The sequence below is a fragment of the Parabacteroides sp. Y3-G-102 genome (assembly GCF_023656845.1).
In the GTDB taxonomy this organism is placed as follows: domain Bacteria; phylum Bacteroidota; class Bacteroidia; order Bacteroidales; family Tannerellaceae; genus Parabacteroides; species Parabacteroides distasonis.
This window is the reverse complement of the sequence record NZ_JAMOKU010000024.1, coordinates 60,139-84,796: the sequence shown is the minus strand read 5'-3', so window position 1 is coordinate 84,796 and position 24,658 is coordinate 60,139. Positions and strand designations below refer to the sequence as shown.

General features: G+C 44.5%; 19 protein-coding genes and 1 tRNA gene. 2 read left to right on the top strand and 18 right to left on the bottom strand.

The window, feature by feature from the left end; all coding sequences use genetic code 11:
• Positions 1 to 210 precede the first annotated feature (210 nt).
• Positions 211 to 294 (bottom strand) — tRNA-Leu (locus NBH16_RS13485).
• A 203-nt stretch (positions 295 to 497) separates the two neighbouring features.
• On the opposite strand from NBH16_RS13485, the gene NBH16_RS13480 reads away from it, so the two are divergent.
• Positions 498 to 1,580 carry a mannose-1-phosphate guanylyltransferase gene (locus NBH16_RS13480; RefSeq protein WP_009016577.1) on the top strand — a complete coding sequence of 361 codons (1,083 nt, stop codon included), beginning with the start codon at positions 498 to 500 and terminating at the stop codon, positions 1,578 to 1,580.
• Between the two features lie 44 nt (positions 1,581 to 1,624).
• On the opposite strand, the gene NBH16_RS13475 is transcribed toward NBH16_RS13480, so the two are convergent.
• The 5 genes from NBH16_RS13475 to aroQ are packed head-to-tail and all read right to left on the bottom strand — an operon-like array spanning position 1,625 to position 5,789.
• Positions 1,625 to 2,854, bottom strand: coding sequence for an FtsX-like permease family protein (locus NBH16_RS13475; protein WP_250788725.1), 1,230 nt, complete (start codon positions 2,852 to 2,854; stop codon positions 1,625 to 1,627).
• 11 nt (positions 2,855 to 2,865) lie between these two features.
• Positions 2,866 to 3,201, bottom strand: a complete 336-nt coding sequence (gene rbfA / locus NBH16_RS13470; RefSeq protein ID WP_005859883.1) for a 30S ribosome-binding factor RbfA — start codon at positions 3,199 to 3,201, stop codon at positions 2,866 to 2,868.
• Positions 3,202 to 3,213: 12 nt separating this feature from the next.
• Entirely contained in the window at positions 3,214 to 3,849 is a 636-nt protein-coding gene (locus NBH16_RS13465) for an O-methyltransferase (RefSeq protein WP_005859885.1), read from the bottom strand.
• A 5-nt stretch (positions 3,850 to 3,854) separates the two neighbouring features.
• Positions 3,855 to 5,312: a pyruvate kinase gene (gene pyk, locus NBH16_RS13460; protein ID WP_005859887.1), complete on the bottom strand. Its 1,458-nt coding sequence runs from the start codon at positions 5,310 to 5,312 to the stop codon at positions 3,855 to 3,857.
• 60 nt (positions 5,313 to 5,372) lie between these two features.
• Positions 5,373 to 5,789, bottom strand: coding sequence for a type II 3-dehydroquinate dehydratase (gene aroQ, locus NBH16_RS13455; protein ID WP_048927048.1), 417 nt, complete (start codon positions 5,787 to 5,789; stop codon positions 5,373 to 5,375).
• Positions 5,790 to 5,890: 101 nt separating this feature from the next.
• Here aroQ and xerD point away from each other — a divergent pair, with 101 nt between their 5' ends.
• Positions 5,891 to 6,796, top strand: a complete 906-nt coding sequence (xerD, locus tag NBH16_RS13450) for a site-specific tyrosine recombinase XerD (RefSeq protein ID WP_005859891.1) — start codon at positions 5,891 to 5,893, stop codon at positions 6,794 to 6,796.
• Positions 6,797 to 6,834: 38 nt separating this feature from the next.
• Here the strand turns inward: xerD and NBH16_RS13445 are convergent, their stop codons facing one another.
• The 12 genes from NBH16_RS13445 to hflX all read right to left on the bottom strand — a co-directional run bounded on the left by NBH16_RS13445 (position 6,835) and on the right by hflX (position 24,596).
• Positions 6,835 to 7,791 (bottom strand): Rpn family recombination-promoting nuclease/putative transposase, encoded by a 957-nt coding sequence (locus NBH16_RS13445; protein WP_034531679.1) that lies wholly within the window; start codon positions 7,789 to 7,791, stop codon positions 6,835 to 6,837.
• A 332-nt stretch (positions 7,792 to 8,123) separates the two neighbouring features.
• Entirely contained in the window at positions 8,124 to 9,629 is a 1,506-nt protein-coding gene (locus NBH16_RS13440; RefSeq protein ID WP_005863316.1) for a RagB/SusD family nutrient uptake outer membrane protein, read from the bottom strand.
• Positions 9,630 to 9,646: 17 nt separating this feature from the next.
• The gene (locus NBH16_RS13435) at positions 9,647 to 12,844 is read right to left on the bottom strand and encodes a SusC/RagA family TonB-linked outer membrane protein (protein WP_250788724.1); all 3,198 of its coding nucleotides are present in this window, start codon (positions 12,842 to 12,844) and stop codon (positions 9,647 to 9,649) included.
• 208 nt (positions 12,845 to 13,052) lie between these two features.
• Positions 13,053 to 15,236 (bottom strand): glycoside hydrolase family 2 protein, encoded by a 2,184-nt coding sequence (locus tag NBH16_RS13430; protein WP_250788723.1) that lies wholly within the window; start codon positions 15,234 to 15,236, stop codon positions 13,053 to 13,055.
• Positions 15,237 to 15,370: 134 nt separating this feature from the next.
• Positions 15,371 to 16,630, bottom strand: a complete 1,260-nt coding sequence (locus NBH16_RS13425) for a cellulase-like family protein (RefSeq protein WP_158532903.1) — start codon at positions 16,628 to 16,630, stop codon at positions 15,371 to 15,373.
• Between the two features lies 1 nt (position 16,631).
• Positions 16,632 to 18,068, bottom strand: coding sequence for a sugar porter family MFS transporter (locus NBH16_RS13420; RefSeq protein WP_009016583.1), 1,437 nt, complete (start codon positions 18,066 to 18,068; stop codon positions 16,632 to 16,634).
• Positions 18,069 to 18,100: 32 nt separating this feature from the next.
• Positions 18,101 to 18,889 carry a glucose-6-phosphate isomerase family protein gene (locus NBH16_RS13415; protein ID WP_250788721.1) on the bottom strand — a complete coding sequence of 263 codons (789 nt, stop codon included), beginning with the start codon at positions 18,887 to 18,889 and terminating at the stop codon, positions 18,101 to 18,103.
• The gene (locus NBH16_RS13410) at positions 18,870 to 19,829 is read right to left on the bottom strand and encodes an ROK family protein (protein WP_250788720.1); all 960 of its coding nucleotides are present in this window, start codon (positions 19,827 to 19,829) and stop codon (positions 18,870 to 18,872) included. Before NBH16_RS13410 ends, NBH16_RS13415 begins: the two co-directional genes overlap by 20 nt.
• Positions 19,830 to 19,832: 3 nt before the next feature.
• The gene (locus NBH16_RS13405; protein ID WP_048927041.1) at positions 19,833 to 20,390 is read right to left on the bottom strand and encodes a glucose-6-phosphate isomerase; all 558 of its coding nucleotides are present in this window, start codon (positions 20,388 to 20,390) and stop codon (positions 19,833 to 19,835) included.
• 97 nt (positions 20,391 to 20,487) lie between these two features.
• Positions 20,488 to 21,369 carry an AraC family transcriptional regulator gene (locus NBH16_RS13400; protein WP_005863332.1) on the bottom strand — a complete coding sequence of 294 codons (882 nt, stop codon included), beginning with the start codon at positions 21,367 to 21,369 and terminating at the stop codon, positions 20,488 to 20,490.
• 5 nt (positions 21,370 to 21,374) lie between these two features.
• Positions 21,375 to 23,363 carry a DUF4954 family protein gene (locus tag NBH16_RS13395; RefSeq protein ID WP_087344775.1) on the bottom strand — a complete coding sequence of 663 codons (1,989 nt, stop codon included), beginning with the start codon at positions 23,361 to 23,363 and terminating at the stop codon, positions 21,375 to 21,377.
• Between the two features lie 21 nt (positions 23,364 to 23,384).
• Positions 23,385 to 24,596 carry a GTPase HflX gene (gene hflX / locus NBH16_RS13390; RefSeq protein ID WP_005859898.1) on the bottom strand — a complete coding sequence of 404 codons (1,212 nt, stop codon included), beginning with the start codon at positions 24,594 to 24,596 and terminating at the stop codon, positions 23,385 to 23,387.
• Positions 24,597 to 24,658 lie beyond the last annotated feature (62 nt).

Sequence of the window (24,658 nt, the reverse complement as noted above, 5' to 3'; positions counted from 1 at the left end):
AAAGTATCTCTGATGGCAGAATCAACTGTGCCAATGCTAATAGTCCTTGATTGTTCATGGTACAAAGGTGCAAATTTTCTATAGAATTAAAGAATTTTCCCCCTGATTTATCGGGTGAGCCAAAAAATTGTCTAGCCGTGGATAGTCCTGCCGAATAATTACATACAAAAAAAGCTTGACTGATTACTCAATCAAGCTTTTCAACTTCAGTACCCAGAGCCGGGATCGAACCGGCATGGAAGTGAATCCACTGGTGTTTGAGACCAGCGCGTCTACCAATTCCGCCATCTGGGCATTTTTGATTAACCTTTTAGCTTTAGCAGTAGGTTTGTTTCTCAAATGCGTTGCAAAGGTACAGCTTTTTTTTAAACCCGCAAGCGTTTGGGTGAAAATTTTCAAATATTTTTTTCACAGTGGGAATATGTACGGGATTGTTTCGCATAGAAAGATTATTTCGTTACATTTGTAAACGTATAATCATAATAACAGCCAATATCATGAAAGATAATTATTGCGTCATCATGGGAGGCGGAATCGGTAGCCGTTTCTGGCCTTTCAGTAGAGAAAGTTACCCAAAGCAATTCCTTGATTTTTTTGGGAGCGGACGGTCTTTACTGCAAATGACATTTGATCGCTTCGCAAAAATCATCCCTACTGAAAATATATACATCGTTACCAACGAATCTTATGCGGACTTAATCAAGGAGCAGTTGCCGGAATTAGCGGAAGAACAAATCCTTTTGGAACCGGCTCGTCGCAATACAGCTCCTTGTATCGCTTATGCGGCTTATCATATTAAGGCATGCAATCCGGAAGCCAATATTGTCGTAGCCCCTTCCGACCATCTGATCTTAAAAGAGGATGTTTTCTTGAGGGACGTTCAAAAGGCGTTGGATTTCGTGAAGAGAAACCGTGCGTTGGTCACCTTGGGCATCAAGCCTAGCCGCCCGGAAACAGGATACGGATATATCCAAAGCAGTGATACGGTAGTAGATGATTTCACCAAGGTGAAGACCTTTACTGAAAAACCGAACCTCGAGTTGGCAAAGGTATTTATGGAAAGTGGAGAATTCTTCTGGAATTCTGGCTTGTTCGTCTGGAACGTGAATACGATCTTGGAAGCGTTCTCTAAATATCTCCCGGATATCAGCAGCCGTTTCGATCTAGGTAAGGATAAATTTAATACCCCGGAAGAAAAAGCGTTCATCCAAGAGAATTTCCCTTATTGCCTAAATATATCCATCGACTACGGTATCATGGAGAAAGCGCACAACGTATATATGCTATGTGTAGATTTCGGTTGGGCCGACCTCGGTAGCTGGGGATCTTTGTTCGACCTAGCGAATAAAGACGAAAATGAGAACGCAGTATTGAAAAATAACGAGGCAATGCTATACGAATGCTCCGGCAATGTGATCGCATTAAATAACCCGAAACGTCTAGCCGTTATCCAAGGGCTAAAAGATTGCATCGTGGCTGAGTCCGGAAACGTATTATTGATTTGTAAGAAGGATGACGAACAACGTATCAAACAATTCGTAGCCGACGCTAAAATCAAATACGGAAAAGAATACAACTAATTAAGAATTGAGAATTGAGAATTATCGGCAAGCGGTATTCATTCTCAATTCTCAATTTTCAACTTCTTAGCAAGATATCGTACAGGATACCACGCAGCCAAAAAGCCTATCGTTAATACCGTTACAAAGACTGTTATTATATCCACCGTGACTACACGTACTGGATAAGCCTCTATAATAAACGCTCCGGCAGCTTCCCCTAGTTTTATAAAGCCAAACTCTTGTTGTAGCAAGCAAAGTACAACCCCGATCAAGACTCCGATCAAAGCTCCAAAACCGGAGATCATCCAGCCTTCAAACAAGAAAATCCGACGGATCAGACTGTCATCAGCCCCCATATTACGCAGTGTACTCACATCCTCCTGTTTCTCGATCATCAACATGGATAAAGAACCCACCACGTTGAATAAGGCGATCGCCAATATAAAAGTAAGGATCAAGAAGGTCATCCATTTCTCGACTTGCATCATCTTGAAAGAAGCCTCTTGTTGCTCAAAACGGTCTTGCACGATATATTGATCACCTAGGATACGTTGAATCTCTTTCTTTACCGGAGCGATATCTCCGCTATCTTTCACCTTCAATTCCACCGCTGTCACTTCTTTATCATAATTAAATAAAGAACGGGCCAATGACAAAGGCACGATCATATATGAATCATCGTAAACCTGTTGGTCCGTACGAAAGACAGCACCGATATAAGCATATTCCAAATTGAAAGAAGAAGCCGGATTCGCCATGTTCACCTTCTCCTCCCGCTTCGGAGCGTAGATCTCCAGCGGAGAGACAAAGCCTGCGTTTATTCCTAGCGAGAAAGCCAATCCGATCCCCATATTCGCGCAATTCGCCACCTCGTCATTCAGAAGGAACTTTCCATCGATCAAGATACTATCGATCTGCGCCAGTTTCTCATATTGCTCGTCTACACCTTTCAAGGTAGCTACACCCTGACGATCTCGATAACGGACCAAGGCATTGTCCTGCAATACCTCACTAAAACAAACAATGCCGGGCAATTCCCTCACCTTACGTATCTCTTCCGAGGTCGGGTCGAAAACCTTCCCTTTCCGGGGCATGATCTTCAACTCCGGATCAAAATTGCTGAAGAGAGAAGATACCAAATCGTTGAAACCATTATAGACCGACAAGGCGCATACTAAGGCGATCGTGGCGACAACAACCCCGCATACCGATACCATCGATATGATATTTATGGCATTGTGCGACTTCTTCGAAAAGAGATATCGCCGGGCTATATAGAACGGAAGATTCAAGGCTCCTCTGATTACTTATGCAAAAGATTGTCGATATTCTCGATATAATCCAATGAATCGTCTATAAAGAAGCTCAATTCAGGAATCTTACGAACCTGCAAACGAATACGTTGCCCCAAATCAAAACGGATCGCTTTCGTATTGCTCCGTATAGCCTCCAATAGCTCTTGCGATTTATCCGACGGGAAAATGCTTAAATAAGCTCTCGCCACACTTAAATCCGGACTTACACGAACTACGCTGACAGAGACCAATACGCCATGCATTCCTTGCGTCTGCTTCTGAAATATATCACTCAACTCCTTCTGAAGAAGGCGTTCGATCTTTTGTAATCTAGTACTTTCCATACGCTTTATTATTTACTTTTTCCAGATCATCGTCAAGCCGTCACGTAAAGGGAGGATCACCTTCTCTACCCGATCGTCTTGCTTAACCTTTTCATTAAAAACCAGTATTCCCTTCGTTTGTTTATCGGAAGGATGCACTTCTTCTACCACTTTACCGTCCCAAAGCGTATTATCCGCGAGAATCAAGCCGCCCGGACGGACCATCGGGAATACCAAATCATAATACTCGGAATACAGGCGTTTGTCGGCATCGATAAAAACCATATCGAACGTCTCATCCAAACGGGGGATAATCTCCATCGCATCCCCAAAATGGACTTTTATCTTGTCCTTATGTAGCGAGCGGGAAAGATATTTCATGATAAAATCCTCCATCTCGTCATTGATCTCAATCGTATGGATCAACGCCCCCTCTTCCATGCCTTCCGCCATACACAAAGTGGCATAAGACGTATAAGTCCCGATCTCCAAGACTCTTCTCGGACGAATCATCCGGCAAAACATCTTCAATATCCTACCCTGCAAATGCCCGGATAGCATACGCGGACGGAGAAGGTTCACATTGGCGTCGCGATTCAACGCCGACAGCAAATCCCCTTCTTCATCTATATGAGAAAGAATATACGCATCAATCTCGCCCGTAAACATTCCTCTTACTCTTTAAAAGTAGGCAACTGATATTGCGTGCCGGCATCCAGCACCTTTCCTACGTTGTTAATCTCCAAAAAGCTGGTACCGCCACCTTCGCCGAAGCTACCGCTCAAATACGCTACCATATCGTTGCGAGTGATACGTCCGCTATGGATCAGCTGGTTCAACGCATCATAGAAATATCCCCTACGACTGTCGTTGTATGGCTGATGAACCGCCCATACCCCATAAGAAAGACCCAACATACGCATCACACGAGGATTATAGCATATAGCGAACACAGTAGAGGTTCCGCGGAAAGCGGCCAGATAACGTGCCGTACGACCCGTGTAACTATCCGTGATAATCGCCTTTACATGTAATTTAGAAGAAGACTTAACGGCTTGTTTCGCCAAGAAAGAAGTCACGTCTAAATCATTCCCCTCGATCGGCACACGGATATCATTCGCGGAAAGCTTGGTCTTCTCGGCTTCACGAGCCACTTTCGTCATGGTCTGTACCGCCTCGATCGGATATTTTCCATAAGCCGTCTCACCGCTTAACATCAAAGCATCCGTACGATAATAAATAGCGTTGGCGATATCCGTAACCTCGGCACGAGTAGGACGAGGATTATTAATCATGGAATGAAGCATTTGCGTAGCCACGATAACCGGCTTCTTCACCTCCACGCATTTACGGATCAGCATACGCTGGATACCCGGGATCTTCTCGGCCGGAACCTCGATACCCAAGTCACCACGAGCGATCATGACGCCATAAGCCACTTCCAAAATCTCCTCGATATTGTCTACACCCTCTTGATTCTCGATCTTAGCGATAATCTTGATAGGGCTGTTACGCTCGTCCAAGATACGTTGGATATCCAATACGTCCTGTTTGTTGCGAACAAATGAGTGAGCGATAAAATCGAGATCATGATCGATCGCCCAAAGGATATTATTACGGTCTTTCTCAGTCAACGAAGGCAAATTGATACGTACGCCCGGCACATTCACGCTCTTGCGGCTACCTAGCGTAGCGTCATTCTGGATCTCGCAAAGCAAACAATCGCCGGATTTCCCGGTAACCTTCATTTCCAGATCACCATCATCGATAAGGATGTCGCTGCCAATCGCCAAGTCGTTCACGAAATTCTTATATGACACACAAATACAATCATGCGAAGTTTCCTGATCGGGATTACCGATTACCTTCACGATCTCTCCAGTCTTGAAAGGGATCGGTTCCTTGTTTACCGTCGTCGTGGTACGTACTTCCGGCCCCTTCGTATCCATCAAGATACCGATACGGTCGGATACGGTACGGACGTTATTTACCACACGGGTCAACCCCTCTTCCATCATGTGAGCCGTATTCAGGCGCACCACATTCATTCCCGCTTTATATAACGCCTCAACGAACGCAACGTCGCAGCGCTGGTCGGAAACTGTAGCAACAATCTTCGTATGCTTTAACATATACCTTAAATTATTATAACCTAATTATTAATTCTATTTGATAACCTTCTAAACCTTCTATCACATAAACGATTCGATCGCCAACCGATACGAATCCAGCCCAAACCCAAGAATCACTCCCCTGCATGCCGCCGATATCATCGACACATGACGAAACGATTCACGGGCATGCACATTCGAGATATGCACCTCCACGACTGGCGTAGTAACCGCCTTGATAGCATCGTACAACGCAATGGAAGTATGCGTATAAGCGCCGGCGTTCAACACGATACCGTCATATTCAAAACCCACCTCATGGATCTTGTTAATTATCTCTCCTTCCACATTACTTTGATAATAAGATATCTCACACTGAGGAAAGTGGGCACGTAACTCGCTCAAATAGTCCTCGAACGAGGCATTTCCGTATACTGTCGGTTCTCGCTTGCCCAACAGATTCAAATTAGGGCCATTGATGATCTGAATCTTCTTCATTCTTAATTGTAAGTTTATTACCTTTGTACCGCCCGTTGAGGCCGGAATTATCCGGCAAAGGTAAGGATTTTATTTGACACATTCATAACGACATACCGACAATGCGACAAGGAAAAGATATAATAAACCGATATAACACCTATTTACGATTAGAAAAATCGCTCTCAGCCAACTCCATCGACGCCTATTTGACAGATCTTGACAAATTGCTACGTTTCGCAGAGGATGAGAAAAAGGACGTTAAGGAGATCAGCTACGACGACTTGCAACAGTTCATCGCCCAATTACGTGACATCGGTATCCATCCCCGATCGCAAGCACGCATCATCTCGGGTATCAAATCGTTCTATCGTTTCTTATTGCTTGACAATTATATAACAAATGATCCGACCGAATTGTTAGAGTCTCCCAAGATCGGATTGAAGCTGCCGGAAGTATTAACCGTCAACGAGATAAATAGCATTCTCGACACGATAGACCTCACGCTTCCCGAGGGACAGCGGAACCGTGCGATGCTGGAGGTTTTATATAGTTGTGGACTGCGCGTATCGGAGCTTACTGGCCTGCGTTATTCGGATATATATCCCAAGGAAGGTTTCATCCGGGTAGAGGGTAAAGGAAGCAAACAACGGCTTGTTCCTATCTCCGAAGTTGCTTTGCGGGAAATTAAAAACTATCTGTATGACCGGAATTCGGTCGTGGTTAAAAAAGGCTTCGAGGATATTTTATTTCTAAGCCGGCGAGGAACGGCCCTCTCCCGTATCATGGTATTTCATATCATCAAGCAACAGACGGAGGCCGCCGGTATCCATAAAAACGTAAGTCCCCATACCTTCCGTCATTCTTTCGCCACCCACTTGCTGGAAGGAGGCGCCAACTTACGCGCTATCCAAGAGATGCTGGGGCATGAGAAAATCACCACCACCGAGATATATACACATATCGACCGGGAATTCCTTCGCAAAGAGATACTGGAACATCATCCGAGGAGCAGGCCAAGAACTTAAAAGAACCGATCCTGCTCCGCTAGCAAAGCCCCAAGATATCATAATTTATTTATTTCCTCCTCTGACAAACCAGTATAACGCACGACCATTTCCATCGAAAGCCCATCAGACCGCATACGCCGAGCTGTTTCTAGACGTTCTTCCACACGGCCTTCTTCTCGACCTTCTATTAGTCCTTCTTCTCTGCCTTCTGCTAATCCTTCTGCTAATCCTTCTTCCCGTCCTTCAAACTTAGCAGTGCTCAACACGTCATTCTGGATCATAATCGCATTCAGATGTTCGTCATAAGCATAACGTTCCTCGGGAGACATTGAGTAATAGCGTAATTTCTCTCGTGCCTCTTCCAAGCCGGGGGCTGTCGTTCCGGAAGTTATGATCCCATCTTTCAAGTATCGCACCCATTCCTCCAAGGGGGTCACGGCCACCTTATCAAACTCATTCACCCGGACCAATATATACTCCGGAAAGATCTCCGAGGGAAGACGCTTGACGATCGCACCCCTCTCCTTGGTATTTACCTGTAAATGATCATGGGTATGCACGCCGACAAATTGGTTCTGCCCGTGATACAGATAATCGGTTCCTACGCCTATATCAAAATAAAGGATACTGATTGAATAGACCTTTTTCACCCCGGAATAGTCCTGTCCCAAATGAAGATGCTCGGTGACGGCCTTCGCCACGCCATAAAGCACACGTTCCAAATAATAAAGCTCGCGGGTATTCTGGATCTCGATAAGGATGATATCTCCCTTTGTGTTCTTAGCCTTGATATCCACCCGATTGAATTTATCATCGGCCATTTGCTGGTTTCCCTCACTCTCCAATATCTCCTCAATCTTGATCTGCTCGCCCAAGAACACGGTAAGAAAGCCTTCTAGCACTCCGAAATTCGCTTTTTGCCGGAGTAGGCGTTTGATGGCCCAGTCGAAACGGATATATCGATCTTGTAATTCCTTCATATACTTCTCCTCTTTTTCTGTTTTCTTTTCCATAGTCATATCATGTTTTAGTTACCCCACTATTGGGTGGCTTCAAATGTACATAAAAAGATCTGGAATACAAGCCTATCCCATCTAAAAAGAAATGTCCTTCTTTTTGGATCCGTAAGTGAATAGCCAACGAACGGGATCGTAAGCGGTCGCAAATGGGTATTCGTGTACCGTTATTACTCTATTTTAATCTCATATTTTATCGATTTAAACTATTTACTTAAAGACAAAAAACATGGATGTGGACAAATGATCACACATCCATATCTAATTATCAACAAATTAAAAGCTATCAGGTTCTCCTAAAATGAACAAATGTAAATACAGCTCAATTCTTAGAAATGAGGGTTCTGTACCAAATGGCCATCCGACTTATCAATCTCCGACTGAGGGATCGGTAAGTATTTCTTTGTATCATCCCAACCTTTGATAAAATCTTTTGCTTGGTTCGTACGTACTAAATCCCAATAACGAATACCTTCCATCGCAAACTCATAACGGCGTTCCTTATAGATATTATCCAATGAAACCACCGGAACCTTATAATCATCCCCCATCGCACGTTTAACGACTCTCGCATAATAATCCTGTGCCTCGCCTACGCTACCTCCACTTCTCAACAAAGCTTCCGATGCCATCAATAATACGTCGGAGAAACGAATTACACGGTAATTGTTCTTATAATTCAGCGCTTCCGTGCCAACCGTAGAAGAATACCCCGCACGAGGATGATATTTGCGTACGCTATATCCTGTATATTGATTCACATCCGAGCTAACCGTCCCGCCTTCCGCTCTAAACTCCTCATGATCTATGATTGTTGTCCACTTTCTAGGATCATTTGGTAAAAATGCATCATTCAATGCTTTTGTTACAGGCGCAAAACCCCAACCTTCCACATATACATTATTAGGATCTTTCAAACCTCTGGCTCCTAGCATTATTATATCGGAGTTACCTTGATTAGCCTTGCCTGCCCAATCATTCGAGTTCCCGATTTCCGTATAATTGACTTCAAAAACAGATTCTTTGCACCATTCATACTCATCATCAAAAAGAACTTTATAATCCGGGATCAAATCATATTGATAGGCAGGATCGGTAATTAGTTCTTTCAATTGGCTGGCGATCTCCTTCATTTTAGTATCATCATTCTGATATAGAACGATACGTGCTTTCATCGCGATAGCGGCACCATTCGTAGCTCGTCCTTTCTCATTAGCCGGGACTATCTTAGGTAACTTCCCAATAACATTATTATCTAAATCCTCGATTAATTTCGCATAGACCTCATCCGGCTGTAACTGAGGGACAGTTGTTATATCATCCAACCCCAAATTCGTCTCGTAATACGGTATGTATCCAAAGAAACGCCACAACTGGAAATAATAAAATACACGCAAGAAATGAGCCTCAGCCACATAACGATCACGAAGCTCCTCCGACATCGTCCCCTCCGGAAGAAGGGGGCATTTCTCTATCACGATATTCGCACGGTTCACACCCTCATACGAACGCCCCCATAAACCCTCGGGTAAGTTTGTCGGTGTCACCCAATTGGTAAAATCATTCACTCGCTGCAACTGCGGTTGATCCGAGACCGTCGATCCACCGGTCTCCGCATCATCCGACATGATATTACTTACCAGTTCATAAGAGCTATACGCATTATAAGCGTTCCATTTCAACGGGTCATAGGCAGCGACCAATGCCTCGGTCAAATCCTCCTGTGTCTTGTAATAATCCGTTTCGATAACCTTATTCGTCGGAGACAACTCTAAAAAATCATTGCAGCCACTTAGTCCGAATACAACGGCTAGCAGATAAATATATTTATTCATAACACTAATTTTAATGATTAAAATGTCAAATTCAATCCAAATGTATAAACCCGGGCTTGAGGATATACACCCTTATCTATACCCATTGTTGAACCAATTTCCGGGTCCATCCCTTTATATCCCGTAATAGTCAACAAATTATCGAACGACGCATAAAATCTCAAGCGTTGTATATAAGCTTTCCGGGTCAACTGAGCCGGTAGCGTATAACCTACCTGTAAATTACGTAAGCGCAAGAAAGAAGCATCGTGAACCAACAAAGTAGACGGACGGAAGTTCTTAGGCGTATCACCTAACACAATCCTTGGCATCGAATTGGAGGTACCCGGTCCAGTCCATCGCTCCAAAGCATCCGACGTATAATTGACTGCCGCCAACTCATAACGGCGTAACGCATCGAAAACATCCGCTCCAAAAGAACCTTGGAAAAAGGCACTTAAATCAAAGCCATTCCAATCAGCCGCAACGGTAAGTCCAACCATCCAATCCGGATTAGGCTTGCCTATCATCGTACGGTCCTCGTTATCATCGCTGATCACTCCGTCTCCGTTCAAATCCTCAAATTTCGTATCACCGGGTGCCGCATTCGGTTGTATAGGCTTACCGGTAGCAGGACTGATATAGCTATCGATCTCCTCTTGTGTCTGGAAAACCCCAATTGCCTTGTATCCGAAGAAATAACCGATTGGATAACCATTTTCGTTCCTTGATACCGTACCTAAAGTTGGTAAACTCTCTTTATCAATATATCCCGTCTGATTTCCCAGATTCTTGATCTCATTCTTCACATAAGAAGCATTCGCCAAGAAAGATAGATTCACTTTATCTACACTTAATTTATAACCGACTTCAAGCTCGATACCTTGGTTTGTCAATGTCCCGACATTCGATAAAGGCGAGCCACTTCCCACATATAGGGGTATCGGACGCTCCATCAACATGTCTTTTGTATCTTTCTTGAACCAATCAAAACTAAAAGAAAGGGAGTTATTAAAGAAGCGAGAATCAAATCCAAAGTCCAATTGCTCCGATGTTTCCCAACGCAAATCAGGATTAGCCAAAGAAGTAGGCTTTGTTCCGCTATGAATGACACCGTTCGAGCTTGCCCCGAAACTATAGTTATTTCCTCCGGTCATTGTCGTAGTATATCCAAACGATCCGATTTTCTCATTTCCGTTCTGTCCCCAGCTTCCGCGCACTTTCAAGAAGTCGAACCATCCCGGTTTATTTTCCATGAAAGGCTCGTTAGTCAACGTCCAGCCCGCAGAGACGGACGGGAAATAGGCATATTGATTATTCCGGCCGAAGTTAGAGGAACCGTCCCGACGAAGGGTTAACTCAAGCATATACCTTTCGTCATAATTATAGTTCAATCGTCCGAAAACGGAGGCCATCCGATGCTCCGTCGCCCCACCTTCCGAATGCTGATCGCCGGGAGAGGCACTATTGGTGAAATCGATCCACGCTTTATGATCATCTTCCGCTCGTAAGTTCAAGGCCGTTCCCTTTACCTTTTTACTATCATACCGTTCCATAGAGGTTCCCAGTAAAACCGCGAAATTATGTTTATCGATCGAACGTTTATAACTCAACGTATTCTCCCAAAGAAGTTTCATGCCACGATTCATCGTTTGCTCCACCCTCGATTTCTCATTCTTGACCATATAACACAAATAACTAACAGGGAACCAATTCCTTTCGCCCCAAAAAGCCATATCCGTAAAGAGAGAGGTCTTAAACGTAAGATTCTCGAATACTTCCAATTCACCCCAAACAGATCCTACAAATTTATCCCAGTCCTTGTTATTGTTTAAGGTCTGCATCATAGCGACCGGATTCACGATCTCTTGATTTTCGATCACGTTATAAATACGGCCTTCGTCATCCTTGACATAACCGGGATAATTTTTTTCGTAATAAGCGAGATCTTCCGCCGAAGGATTCTCCAGATAGACCGATTCGTTCGGTGGAGTCATCACCGCACTTGCCAGCGGGCCGGAGAAGTTGTCATTCTCCGAAATACCTTTGGATATGATCCGTGTATATCCTAGGTTCGTACCGACCTTGAAACTACGGAAGAATTTATTCGTCTTATTCTCAAACACATTATAGGTATTGTTGAAACGTAAGCTATATCGTTTATAATCCGACTTATCTTTTCCTCCAACAATTCCTTCTTGATCTAAATAACCAAAAGAAAGGAAATAGCTTCCCTTATCACCACCACCACTGATGCTCGCTTGATGATTCATGATCGGGGCATTCTCGTTATAAATCTCATTCTGCCAGTTCGTCCCTACACCAGCTTTCGAAGGATCATCGTAAATAGGGTCCATCCCGGCATTCACGTAAGCCTCATTCATTATTGTCTCATATTCGGTGGCATTCAAGACCGACATTTTTCGCCAAGGATTTTGCCAACCGATGGAGAAATCATAGTTGACAACCGCTTTTCCTTTTTTCCCGCTCTTTGTCGTAACCAGAATAACACCATTAGCCGCACGTGAACCGTAGATAGCGGCTGAAGCGGCATCTTTTAAGACCTCGATAGACTGTATATCCTGCGGATTCAGATAATCGACATCTCCTTCAAGTGGCATTCCGTCCACAATATACAAAGGGTTACTATCATTGATAGTTCCTGTACCACGGATACGGACTCTCGACTCGGCTCCCGGTTGTCCGGAATTCTGCATAATGCTTACTCCCGAGACTTTTCCTCGTAACACATCCTCTACCCGGGTCGGCGTCAGCTTCTCCAAATCATCGGAGGTGACACGACTGATGGCCGCTGTCATCACGCTCTTCTTCTGAACACCATAACCAACCACTACCACCTCATCCAAGGCTTGCGTGTCCTCTTTCAAGACAATCTGTAAATCAGTCTGCGTACCGACCTTAACCGTATGGGAGAGATAGCCTATAAACGAGATTTCCAATATATCGCCATTTTTCACATCTAGCGTAAATACGCCATTCATGTCAGAGATCGTACCGGTAGTAGTTCCTTTTACCGAAATACTCGCACCGATAACCGGAGTTCCATTTGTATCCAAGATCGTTCCTCGCAATTTTCTTGTCGCTTGAGAAACTTCCACCGGATTTACATTAGGATGGGAAGGGCCGCTTGCCTCCAGATTGCCATTTAAGGAAGCGAGCAATAATGACCCGACACATATCCAACGCCATCGCTGATCCTTACTTTTCTTTTTCATAAATTATTCGAATTTAAAGGTTTAAACAATATTCCTAACATTACTTTTTGGTTAGTCGGACTCTGAGTATTTTCAAAAAAGGGGTAGCATTCCCCTCGACAGCACTCACGAGGAGTGCCGCCGTAGGAAATTGGATATAAAAGCTAACCTAACTAATTTAATGTATACTCGAAGTAATCTTTGAAAGAGGTTACCGCATCGCCTACTTTTAGATAACGGCGACTAAGTACTGGTTTCGCCCCCCCTTCTCATGATACTCGGCTATCAAAAGATAACCTCCTGCTTTTGAGGGCAATTTCAGAAGGCAAGGCTGAAGCCGCTTGCCAAAAGGTTCAATCACAATAGACTCTTCTTGTGTCGAAATAATAGTTCCTTTCTCGTCTAGTAGTTTCATGAGAACTTTTCCAGACGACTCCTTATTCAAGTCGTTCACCCCTACCAAGTTGAATACTAAATCACTACCCGGTTTCAAAGGCTCGAGATGTTTGGTATAACGACGATCCGCTAAATCGATAAAGACTGCCGAGGGGGCGAAACAATGCTTGAACCAGCGGAAAGCCGGTGAAGGTTCCAAATCCTTGATATCATTAATGAACCAATCTCCCGTGAAACCATAATTATTTGTCAAATGACAAAAAGCCAAGATTCCGCCTACCGAACGTTCCGAACGCAGCCATTCCGTCTCAAGTTCCAACCAATATGCCTGCAATTCACGACATTGTTCCGGAGTGGCATTCTCGCCAAGATAGTAATTGTAATTGTTAAGTGTCAATTTCGAGGGCCGTCCATCACGCCATAACCAAATCCATCCGTACTCATTCACCAACTGAGGAACGCCCGCATCTAGTATAGAAGAGAAACCTACCCAATTCTCATGCAATGCACCTAAGTTATAGGGATTGTTTTTGAAGTAGTCGTTCAGTTCGCTGGAATGCATCAACGTAAGCGCACGATAAGGGTGTGGTTCATCCATCTCATCGTTCGTCCCCATCTGATCTGATGTCATGTAACCGGCATCCCAGATCCGGGTCGGGTCTAATTCCTTTAGTTCGGGAATCAGCGTATTTCCTATATAACTGTCCCAGTTCTCATTGATCGCATCCCAGATCACGATACTGGGATGATTCCCATCGCTCCATACCCAATTCGTATACTCCTTACGTACCTGTTCATCCCATCCATGATTTTGCCAATATAGCCACTCATTCTGTAATACGATACCATACTCGTCGCAAAGGTCATACCAGAAGTCAGGTACAATTCCTACACATATTCGCATAGCGTTCCAATCGATTGACTTTGGCAGGTCTACCATCAGTTTCTTCACCCATTCCCGATCCCAAGCCAACGCTTGACAATCCGGGTCCTCAAAGAAACGTTGAAGCGTAATATTGGAACCTCGTAAGTAGAATTTATCCCCATTAAGCGTAAAGAATTTACCTTTTCTCGAAAAATCACGCATACCGAAGTTCACGGAATAACGATCTACAAGCTCATCTTGGTCATACACCGAGACCTCACCTTCGTACAAGAAAGGGGAATCAGGAGTCCAAGCCTTCGGATTATCCAAAGAGATACTCGTTTCGAAATAAGTCCTATTATCCCGCTTAGCCTCACCTTCAATCATTTTCTTTCCTACTATCCTCCCTGTAGTCTTCTCCTTGACACAGAACTCAATCTTACAAGAATCCTTCATTTTATCCCCATACAACATTTGGGGTGGATACAAACTTCTCACCAAGGTCTTAACTGTCACCAATCCTTTAGCCAGAGAAGGCAGGAATAAAACTTTATCGACCCGCATCTTACCAGTAGCCGTAATGAACACGTCATCCCAGATTCCGGGTAGGTAATGGACTTTCTCCTTATCCGTTCCGCCGGCGGCCTCGCTAGGCAACCACGCCCGGTCGCCCACCTGAATCAATATCTCATTGTCCGAGCCATATTTTACGGCACTCGTAATATTAAAATCCATTGGAGTATAGCATTCCATAGAAGCCCCCACTTCATGCCCATTCACGAAGACTCGTGTAACATATTGGCTTTTCTTTATCGTAAGGAATAATTGCTCATCCTTAAATTTCTCATCGATAAATACTTTCCGCTTATACCAATTATACATCGGCGTATAATCTCTCTCTAAGAAATTAAACTGTTCCACCAGCTCCACGCCGTCAGGTTTCTTAAAGAATTTCTCGTATTGAGAGATTTTAGGCCTCGCTAAATGTACCAATCCCGGAACCGGTATCTTACGGGTATATTTCCGTGGAGGAAAAGCCAGTTCCGTTTGATCGAAATCCCATTCCCCATTTAATGAGATCGTTGTCCTCCCATCATCGGCCCAAGCGAATACAGATAGGAAACAACACATAATTAAAATTATTCTTTTCATGACATCCGATTTATTTAACTCTTTCACGAAGGCAAGTTACAATTATTAAAGACATAAACTTTATAGAAATTTACCTCCTGCTTTTAGAATCTTATCAAAATATAAGAATGATCGTAATACATACCATCCCAAAATTAAAGCCGTTTCAACAATTTGGCCGCTACCTCATTATTCTTCATGAGAGACGCATCAATCGGAGAAGAACGGATAATAGAAGTCAATCGTTTATGCCATTCCACATCCCGCCACATTCCAACAAACTGAGGCCCGCAAAAATTACTGGTCGCTACACCGACCCACATACCCGTACGGGCAGCCGTAATAGCTCCTAACTCGCAAAGATCCTTTATCCAATCCCATTTCAATAAAGGCCAATCCTTATAATCCACCAATCCCCAACATTCTGTCGTAACGAGAGGACGGCGATTCTTCCGGGCCACGGAAGCCATAAGCTCGATCTTATCAGTCAACAATTTCTGCCAATATTCAGGTCTTTCCCGATAAACCCGTTCCGCGTTTTTCACCACATTCTTATAATCATCCGGTGAAAAACGATTGTAGCCATATCCCACCAGCTTATAAAATTCTCCACCATTCTGTTGGGCCATCCAAATATGATGCTCATACAAATCAAGAAAAGAGCAATCCACCTCTTCATATTTCTTGACATCCCCATGATCAAAAGAATATAAGAATGGCATATCCGGATATACTTGTCGCATCTTCTCCAACGAGGTTTTCATCCATCGTAAGGATTCCTCCTTATACCAATTCCCCCAACCGACATTCGGATAGGTTTTAGCGAAAAAAGGAGCCCACGAATCACCGGGCCACTCATTGCAAAGATCTACATAAAGGATCGTATCCAATAACCCATCCTCCTCGATCGAACGAAGGGTTGTCAGCCAGCAATCCGCCAATTTCTCCGGTGTATCCAATTTCAGGCAAACCTCATCCACATCGAGACGATACCAAGAAGAAAGCCCGACCTTAATATCCCGCTCCTTACATTTCGACAAGAACAAGTTCAAATTCGGTTGAACTTGTACCTCATTCATATCCGGACTTCCCCAATCTTGCTGATTCCAAACTTCTTTAAGTAACCATTTCTTCATTGGATTCTCCGCTATTAAATGAGGATAAGCATCAATACGTATCGCATTATACCCCCGTTCCGAGAGCTCGTCCAATACTTGGTCCCAGTCCTCATAACCGGCTCCGGGCCAACGCCTCTCCAACCAAGAAAAATCCCACATAGTGATTGCCCGGGGCGAGATTTCTCCTTTCCCGGCAAAAGCCATTTCACTTTTAGCTGATGCCTTTGATAAATCAAAAGCCACTAAGCCGCCTAATGCCGCAACTGCTGTTTGTCTAATAAATACTCTTCTATCCATATTATATTATTTTATCTTTCGGGTGTCCTCCTTTTCTCCAAAAAGCCTCGATCTTCTCCAATGAAACTCCTTTCGTTTCCGGTACATAGAAATATCCCCAAATAATCGCCACAATTCCAATGAACGCATAAAATAAGAACGCTCCCGCCGGATTCCCTTGGCTTTCGCCATTGATCGTTAATTCGGTTCCCGATATTGAAAACACCTTCAATATCTTGAAGAAAGTAAACGATACGATCGCATTGAAAAACCATACGGACAACGAGCCGAGAGAAGTCCCCAACCCTCTTAGCTTTTGTGGAAACACTTCCGACACAATCAACCAACCTAACGGCCCGATGCTGATAGCGAAAAATCCCACATATAAGAAAATAAGGACGATGGAAAGCCATTTCCCAGAATCCCCTAATTGAGCGGCGAATATAAAAGAGGTAGCGAGTAGCAACAAGGAAATCACGATACCGCTCAACCCCAGAAAATAAAGTTTACGCCTTCCCAGCCGATCTACAAAGTAGACAGACAACAACGTGAATAATAAATTGACAACACCTACCCCGACAGAGGCCCCAATCGCAGAGACCGCACCATCGAAACCGGCCATCAAAAAGATTTTAGGGCTATAATAAATCACGGTATTGATACCTACAAATTGCTGGAAAAACATAATACCGATAGCGATAACTAACGCATTCCGTAACCAAGGCTGGGCCAGATCCTTAAAACATCCTTGTCGCTCATCATTCTTTCGCATCTCATTCCGCATCTGCTCAAACGAGGCATTTACCAAATCCGGATGCTCGACCATCTTTAAGACGGATAGGCTCTCTTCCTCCCGGCCAACAGACATCAACCACCTTGGAGATGGTGGAACCAGCAACATACCCACGAACAAAATAATAGCGGGAATCACCCCCACATAAAACATTGGCCTCCAACATGAAACAGACGTCTCATCCGCAAAATACAAATCCGAAAGATAAGATACCAGAAGCCCGATCGTAATCATCAATTGGAACATGGCGACAAACATCCCCCGTGACTTCGCCGGGGAAACTTCCGCAATATAAAGAGGTACAGCAAAAGAAGAGATCCCGATAGCCACTCCCAAGAATAAACGGGCGGCAATCAAGTGGTAAATGTCCGGAGCCCAACCCGATCCTAACGCACCGAAAGCGAAAATAACAGCCGAAGTCAAAATGACTTTCCTACGTCCTATGCGATCCGTCAATTTACCACAACACAGCGCTCCCAGAATAGCTCCCAGCAAACCGGAGGAAGTAACTACCTCCACCATACTATCGTCTATACCAAAATCTTTCTGGAAAAAAGGAATCGCCCCGGAAATCACGCCGGTATCAAAGCCAAACAATAGTCCTCCCATAGCGGCGACAATCGCTATTACATAAATCATCCAATATCTATAGCTCGTGTTTTTCATGTTTTTCTTGTGTATTTAATCCATCTATAAACTCAAGGCTCGAAATCACGCCATACCTCCGCCTTCAACGCCGGATTAGGCACATATAAGAAAATCTCCGGATTTTCCTCGAATTGTCTGTAAATAGATACCCCTTTCCGAATATCTAAAGAAATATAATCCGAAGGAGATTTACAAATCAAATGAGAGGAATCGTACATCGGATTCGCGATCCATTCTAATTCATCACGTCCATTAAACACAGGAAACCAAGCGATTCCCTTGTGCTTACGAACCCCCTCATATACAAAGCCATATTCCCTATCGCACCACGCCCCGAAAGTCAAAGGCAACCTCGGATTCGCGCTAATCGTCGCATGTACCCAATAAGGCGGTACGATTACCACATCCCCCGGAAAGGCATGCACCGCATAACACCTACCCGGCTGATCCTCCGCATACTCCTGCATATAAATAATCGCCTCTCCCGACCAAATCTCATAGATCTCCGGCGTAGACCAACCGCTATAAGGAGATATCTTATGAATATGCCCTTGACTTCTGACTGGCTCCTGCCCCAATTTACCAGCACTATATGTCACTACCCCGAATAACAAATGTAACTTATTCAGCAACGCACGATGTTCTTCTTTGCCGACATCCATAGCGATCGAGTAAACCTGCTCCGGTCCCTTGCATTGAGGATCACGCAAACTAGCCCGTATATCTTCCAGCCGGCGAATCTCGACCTCCGGACCAAATACACCCGCCCCATAGGTAAACCCCATAGGCGATTGAACCGGTGTTATATCAATTCCTTTATCAAATACAAATCCGTTCATTTTGCTGTTGTTTTACCATGAAATACTCCAAACCGAATAAAGCGGCGTCATCGCCCAAGATTGCCGGCACAATCGGGACTTTCCCGGAAGGACACCAAGCCAACTCATCCACTCGTTTGCTGATATAAGGGATAATCACCTCTTGGCTTTTTAAAATCCCCCCACCTAGAATCACGACTTCCGGATCATAAGCATGTATATAGGTTATTATCGCCGACGCCCAGATATCCATACATTCATTCCTAATTAATAAAGCATCTTCATCCCCCTCCTGCGCTAACCTAAAAATGCGCTTGAAATCATAGATATCCGCATCTCGTTTAAACGATTCCGATAAAAGGGCATGCTCCCTGACAATGGTCGGTAAGAAGAAAGAGGAAGACAGAGCTTCTACACAGCCGTTATTCCCGCATGAACACCGACGGCCCTTATAATCCAGCACAAAATGCCCACCCAAAGAACCCGCTTGAAAATGCTGTCCATACAGGAGCCGTCCATCAATCACGACTCCCGTACCGATACCGGTTCCGATTGTCATCATGACTACATTGTTCTTTCCCCGGGCCGCACCCTGCCACCATTCTCCGGCTACGGCCAAACGAGCGTCATTATCCATGCAGAAAGGAACTTCCCAATTCTCCCATGCCCATTTATCCAGACTGATCGAACAGGCATCATCATACTTCTCATTCGTAGAGATTACCCGGTTATGAATTGGATCTACCAGCCCGGGAAAAGCCAGGCCGATACAACGAAGCGCAGCCACATCAATACGCCAAGCGGCCAACAACCGATCAATCGCCTCCTTTATCTTAGGTAAGTTCGGAGCTAATCCCAGAGCCAGACGGGAAGGTAATCTCACACAGTCTACGATCTCACCATCAGACAATAGTCCGATCTTTACGACCGTCCCCCCTAAATCTATCGCTATCGTATACATAAGCTATCGCAATTTAGGGGTACCGTCCACTTCTACCAATCGGGCCGAGAAGCCCTTATTCGCGATCTCTTCATAATTATGCCCGGCATCCGAAGGCCAGCACGCAGCAAATGACAAGACGCTATTTCCAGTATTAGCTACCCGGTGCGCTACACCGCCCGGTATATAATGCAGGCTACCCGGCATCATCCTTTCCGCCCACGTATTCCGTTCTCGGTCCATCAAGATCAACATACCTTCGCCTTCCAATCCCCAATAATACTCCGAACGATCCTCTTGTTGATGAAAATGGCCTTTCGTCATGAAATACTCATCTCCCACCTTTCCCGGATATAATTGAGTAATACCAAAATAAAGCCCTCCCGGAGTGCCTTCCCGCTCCGGTAAATAACTATATACCTCGTATGCTAATTGATCTAATGGTAATTGGGAATAAGCATCTTGATTCTCAAAAATTCCGGCAAGCTCGCCTAAAGTTCTCCGGCTCTTTACCACACCTTCCCCCTTTAGCTCATCTTGAAAAAATGACAAGGATGGGATTACAATCTTTTTATGTTCCATGATATTCTATTTTACGATACAACTTATATCGCAAAAATAGATCGAATACCTTGGGCTTTATTTTAGTATTTTTCCAAACAACTATGAAATCCTGCCCTTATTCTCCATCCAGGCGCTCCTTATATTTTTTCTGGTACTCGGATGGAAGCATATTCGTGGTTTTCTTAAATTGGCCGATGAAGTTGGATAGATTATTGAATCCGGCCTCGGAGCTAATCGTGGATATCTTCAGATTTCCCTCTATCAATAGTTTTTTCGCGTGTCCTATGCGCATGTCATTCAAGTACTCCACGAAAGTCTTCTTGGTCCGTTTCTTGAAATAACGACAAAAAGCGGTCGGAGTCAAGCCTACCAAAGCGGCGACTTCCTCCAGCTTCACTGGAGACGTGAAGTTCTTCACCAGATATTTATAGACCTTATTGAAACGCTCGAAATCGTCCGAGTTGACCGTTTCCGTAAACCCCGTACTGGCTAATATCTCATATTCTTCGGAAGTCGCCATTAATTCCAGTAAAGCAATCAATTTGATCACCCTACTCGCTCCCGTCTCATTGGCGGATTGGCTGATCAGCTCGGCAATCTTCTTCCGGGACTTACCCACAAACTTAATCCCTCTACGGGAACGCTCTATCAATTCCCGGATATTATTCATCTCCGGAAGACGGATTAAATTAGGTTCAAAAATCTGACGCTTGAAGAACAAGCAAATACAAGTAGCCCGCAAGCCAGAGCTCTTATCGAAATAAACAGGGTCGTTTCTCCACTCATGTGGCAGTTGAGGGCCGATCATACAAACATCGCCCTCGAAATATCCTTCCACATGATCCCCGACAAAGCGAGTACCCGTACCACTTGTGATATACATTATCTCAATAGCCGGATGGTAGTGCCAAGGCACTATAAAATGCGGTAGATCCTCCACATAGAAATGAATGTGACTATCTATCGGGAATGGCAGTTCTTGAAATAATGGTTTCATAAGCTTTATACTAAAGGTTTCAACCTCTCGATCAGTTCATCCCCAAGCGCCCGTTTATTCACGATATGTTCCTGCACGGCGGTAACAAACGGATTATTCACGAAATCTCCTCGAACACCCTCGAAATCCTGTTGTTTTTCCTTGTTGGAACCATCCACACCGAAACCGATCATAGAAGTCAAGGAGAATTCCTTACGGGCATCCTCATAAAGCATCTCATCCAAGCGGATCACACATTCTTGCCAACGACGAACCAGATCAATAATCTCTGCGGCGGAAATCGAACGGAGATCCACCCCATAATAACGTTCGATCATCTCGTAGGCCCATGTCCATTCCAAGGAATAATAACGTCCGTGAACCAAACGGAAAAAGCATTCCACATCCTCTAAGGAAGCGATTTCCCCCTGTTCGATATCTTGCAACAAGGCATCTAGCGGTTCCCTCGGGAGGATCAAGCCCGCCAAGTCCAGCCATTCTCCGGAGCCTTTGGATTCCGTAGGACGCAATTGCTCCCAGACCTCTTCCATAGAACAATAGGTCGTACCTTCCAAACGCTTGATTAACGAGTTACCAAAGAACTTATTAATTGCCATCCCATAAAAGTTCAACGCATTCCGGAGGGAGGAACCTTTTATACGAGTATTCTGATAATAATAAATCTCGGAAGTCTCTCCAACCAATGCCTGCAGGTTTTTCAAGATATCTACTGCTTTCAGCATCTTCTGGATCGTATAGGGACTCAATAGATTATAGTTAATCATATCCAAGCGATCCGGGTCCGTACGTTTATCACGCTTCGGCCATTTCTGGGCATCACGGATCGTACCTACGCTGCGAAGATTAATTCCCGGGACTAAGTAAGTCTCATCATCCTTCTCTATTAAATAGGAGAATGGAATATCGGAAGTATCGCTATGATGATGATGGCGGCCCATTACCAAAGAGAAAGCGCCGATACGGGCCGGCCAAAGAATATACGAGTCGCTGGTCGTCTTGGAACCACGTTCCACGATCCCTTGATGGATCGGTCCCAGCTTATACATATGATTACTCTGGTTAGAGCCACTTCCCGCATTCAAGAACGAATACATTCCCGCTATCAACAAACTACTCTTATGCATAGACACCGTAAACGGACCGGCGAAAATAGCGCAAGCCTCCCCATTCTCGAAAGCGCAGTTGCTGAACAACAAGGAATCATGGGCCGAGAAGTTATGCGTCACTTGGCAAGCCTGTCCAATAAAGCAACGGATAATCTTAGCGGCATCCGCGATCTTGGCTCCCGAAGAGACAATGAAATCTTGCGCGATCACGCTATCCCCGATAAATACCGGGGCCTCCTTCTTACTATTTACGGAACCATTTTCCAGACGTGCGCTATTCTCTATGGTCGCGTAATCACCAATCTTCACGTTACGGATCGTACCGGTATTGACAATCTTGACCTTATCGCCAACCGTTCCCTCCGTAGAAGCAATACCCTCCGTATAAGCGGTAATCATATCCCGCAAGCGTTCGATCAAGGCCGGACGATGACGGTACAATGCTATAATATAAGCCAATGAAGCCGACAGGCCATCGTAAATCGGAACCTCACGCCCGCCGGTCTCATTCAAGACCGACACCTCGACATTATTCCCGAACGTAGCCTTGCCTTCCACCAACATAACATTTATATTCTGGATAAAGCAGTCATCACCGATCCGGTAATTAGCGATATAATTCTGTACGTTCTCAATCAACACGTTATCCCCCAACGTGCAATTATGTAGGGTAACATGACGAAGCCCGCTATGCTTTACCAATCCTCCCGGCAGGGTAAACACCTTACGAAAGGCTCCTAACCTAACCACTCCTGAAAAACGTACGTGGTTCACATATTCAATATCAAACACCTCTGGAACCCAAACTTGATTCCAATCATCGGCCCGGCAAGCCTGAGATCGCAAGGTGGCGATCTCATCCGGCCGCAAATTTCTCAAATGATTCATTGGTACTAATTTTGTAAGACTCTACTCTTCATCATATTGCTGAAAGAGGAAGTCATTGTAGGGGAAACGGGTGATATGGATTTGTTTGACCCGTTCATACAACATCTCTTTCAACGCCTCTATATTCGTACGTTCCTTGGCGGAGATAAAGATGCAATTATCTTGCAATTTTCCCATCCACGTACGTTTCAGTTCATCCAGATCGATATTCTCACGACCACGAGGGGTCAAATCATCTTCCTCTTTCGGGACAAAGGTAAATGCGTCCACCTTATTGAAAACCATAATCATCGGTTTCTCGGTCTTATCGATCTCCGCCAACGTACGGTTCACAACCTCTATTTGCTCCTCAAAAGTAGGATGTGAGATATCCACGATATGTACCAGCAAATCCGCCTCCCGTACCTCATCCAAGGTCGATTTAAAAGATTCCACCAGCTCGGTCGGTAACTTGCGGATAAATCCGACCGTATCAGACAGCAAGAACGGCAAGTTCTCGATAATGACCTTGCGTACGGTCGTATCTAACGTAGCGAACAACTTATTCTCGGCAAAGACCTCACTCTTGCTCAATAAGTTCATCAAGGTAGATTTACCTACGTTCGTATATCCGACCAACGCTACACGTACCATCTTACCCCGGTTTTTCCGTTGTACGCTTTTTTGCTTGTCAATATCCACCAGCTCTTTCTTCAATCGTGCGATCTTATCCAAGATAATACGTTTATCAGTCTCCAACTGTGTCTCACCCGGACCACGCATACCTACGCCGCCTCGCTGACGCTCCAAGTGTGTCCACAGACGAGTCAAGCGGGGTAACATATATTTATATTGTGCAAGCTCCACCTGTGTCTTCGCATGGGCGGTCTGTGCACGGCTAGCGAAGATATCCAAGATCAAGCTCGTACGATCCAAGATTTTCACCTGCAATTCTTTCTCAATATTACGGAGTTGCTTCGGACTCAGCTCATCATCAAAGATCACCAAACCGATCTCATTCTCTACCACATACTCCTTAATTTCCTGCAATTTACCGGTCCCGACAAAAGTGACGGAATTCGGGTAATCCATTTTCTGGGTAAAACGCTTTACCGCATCCACCCCTGCCGTATCGGCCAAGAAAGCCAATTCGTCCAGATATTCCTTAACTTTTTGCTCATTTTGCTCAGGGGTAACCAAACCCACCAAAACGGCCTTCTCGGTCTGTGCCTCAGATATGATAAATTCTTTCATGCCACAAAGATATATTATTTCAATTATTTACGTATATTCGCGAACATATTTACAAATATAAA

Excerpts from the sequence above, each read along its gene's own strand:
- NBH16_RS13480 (WP_009016577.1), top strand. The coding sequence starts at position 498 with ATGAAAGATAATTATTGCGTCATCATGGGAGGCGGAATCGGTAGCCGT.
- rbfA (WP_005859883.1), bottom strand. The coding sequence starts at position 3,201 with ATGGAAAGTACTAGATTACAAAAGATCGAACGCCTTCTTCAGAAGGAG.
- NBH16_RS13465 (WP_005859885.1), bottom strand. The coding sequence starts at position 3,849 with ATGTTTACGGGCGAGATTGATGCGTATATTCTTTCTCATATAGATGAA.
- pyk (WP_005859887.1), bottom strand. The coding sequence starts at position 5,312 with ATGTTAAAGCATACGAAGATTGTTGCTACAGTTTCCGACCAGCGCTGC.
- aroQ (WP_048927048.1), bottom strand. The coding sequence starts at position 5,789 with ATGAAGAAGATTCAGATCATCAATGGCCCTAATTTGAATCTGTTGGGC.
- xerD (WP_005859891.1), top strand. The coding sequence starts at position 5,891 with ATGCGACAAGGAAAAGATATAATAAACCGATATAACACCTATTTACGA.
- NBH16_RS13445 (WP_034531679.1), bottom strand. The coding sequence starts at position 7,791 with ATGGAAAAGAAAACAGAAAAAGAGGAGAAGTATATGAAGGAATTACAA.
- NBH16_RS13440 (WP_005863316.1), bottom strand. The coding sequence starts at position 9,629 with ATGAATAAATATATTTATCTGCTAGCCGTTGTATTCGGACTAAGTGGC.
- NBH16_RS13435 (WP_250788724.1), bottom strand. The coding sequence starts at position 12,844 with ATGAAAAAGAAAAGTAAGGATCAGCGATGGCGTTGGATATGTGTCGGG.
- NBH16_RS13430 (WP_250788723.1), bottom strand. The coding sequence starts at position 15,236 with ATGAAAAGAATAATTTTAATTATGTGTTGTTTCCTATCTGTATTCGCT.
- NBH16_RS13425 (WP_158532903.1), bottom strand. The coding sequence starts at position 16,630 with ATGGATAGAAGAGTATTTATTAGACAAACAGCAGTTGCGGCATTAGGC.
- NBH16_RS13420 (WP_009016583.1), bottom strand. The coding sequence starts at position 18,068 with ATGAAAAACACGAGCTATAGATATTGGATGATTTATGTAATAGCGATT.
- NBH16_RS13415 (WP_250788721.1), bottom strand. The coding sequence starts at position 18,889 with ATGAACGGATTTGTATTTGATAAAGGAATTGATATAACACCGGTTCAA.
- NBH16_RS13410 (WP_250788720.1), bottom strand. The coding sequence starts at position 19,829 with ATGTATACGATAGCGATAGATTTAGGGGGGACGGTCGTAAAGATCGGA.
- NBH16_RS13405 (WP_048927041.1), bottom strand. The coding sequence starts at position 20,390 with ATGGAACATAAAAAGATTGTAATCCCATCCTTGTCATTTTTTCAAGAT.
- NBH16_RS13400 (WP_005863332.1), bottom strand. The coding sequence starts at position 21,369 with ATGAAACCATTATTTCAAGAACTGCCATTCCCGATAGATAGTCACATT.
- NBH16_RS13395 (WP_087344775.1), bottom strand. The coding sequence starts at position 23,363 with ATGAATCATTTGAGAAATTTGCGGCCGGATGAGATCGCCACCTTGCGA.
- hflX (WP_005859898.1), bottom strand. The coding sequence starts at position 24,596 with ATGAAAGAATTTATCATATCTGAGGCACAGACCGAGAAGGCCGTTTTG.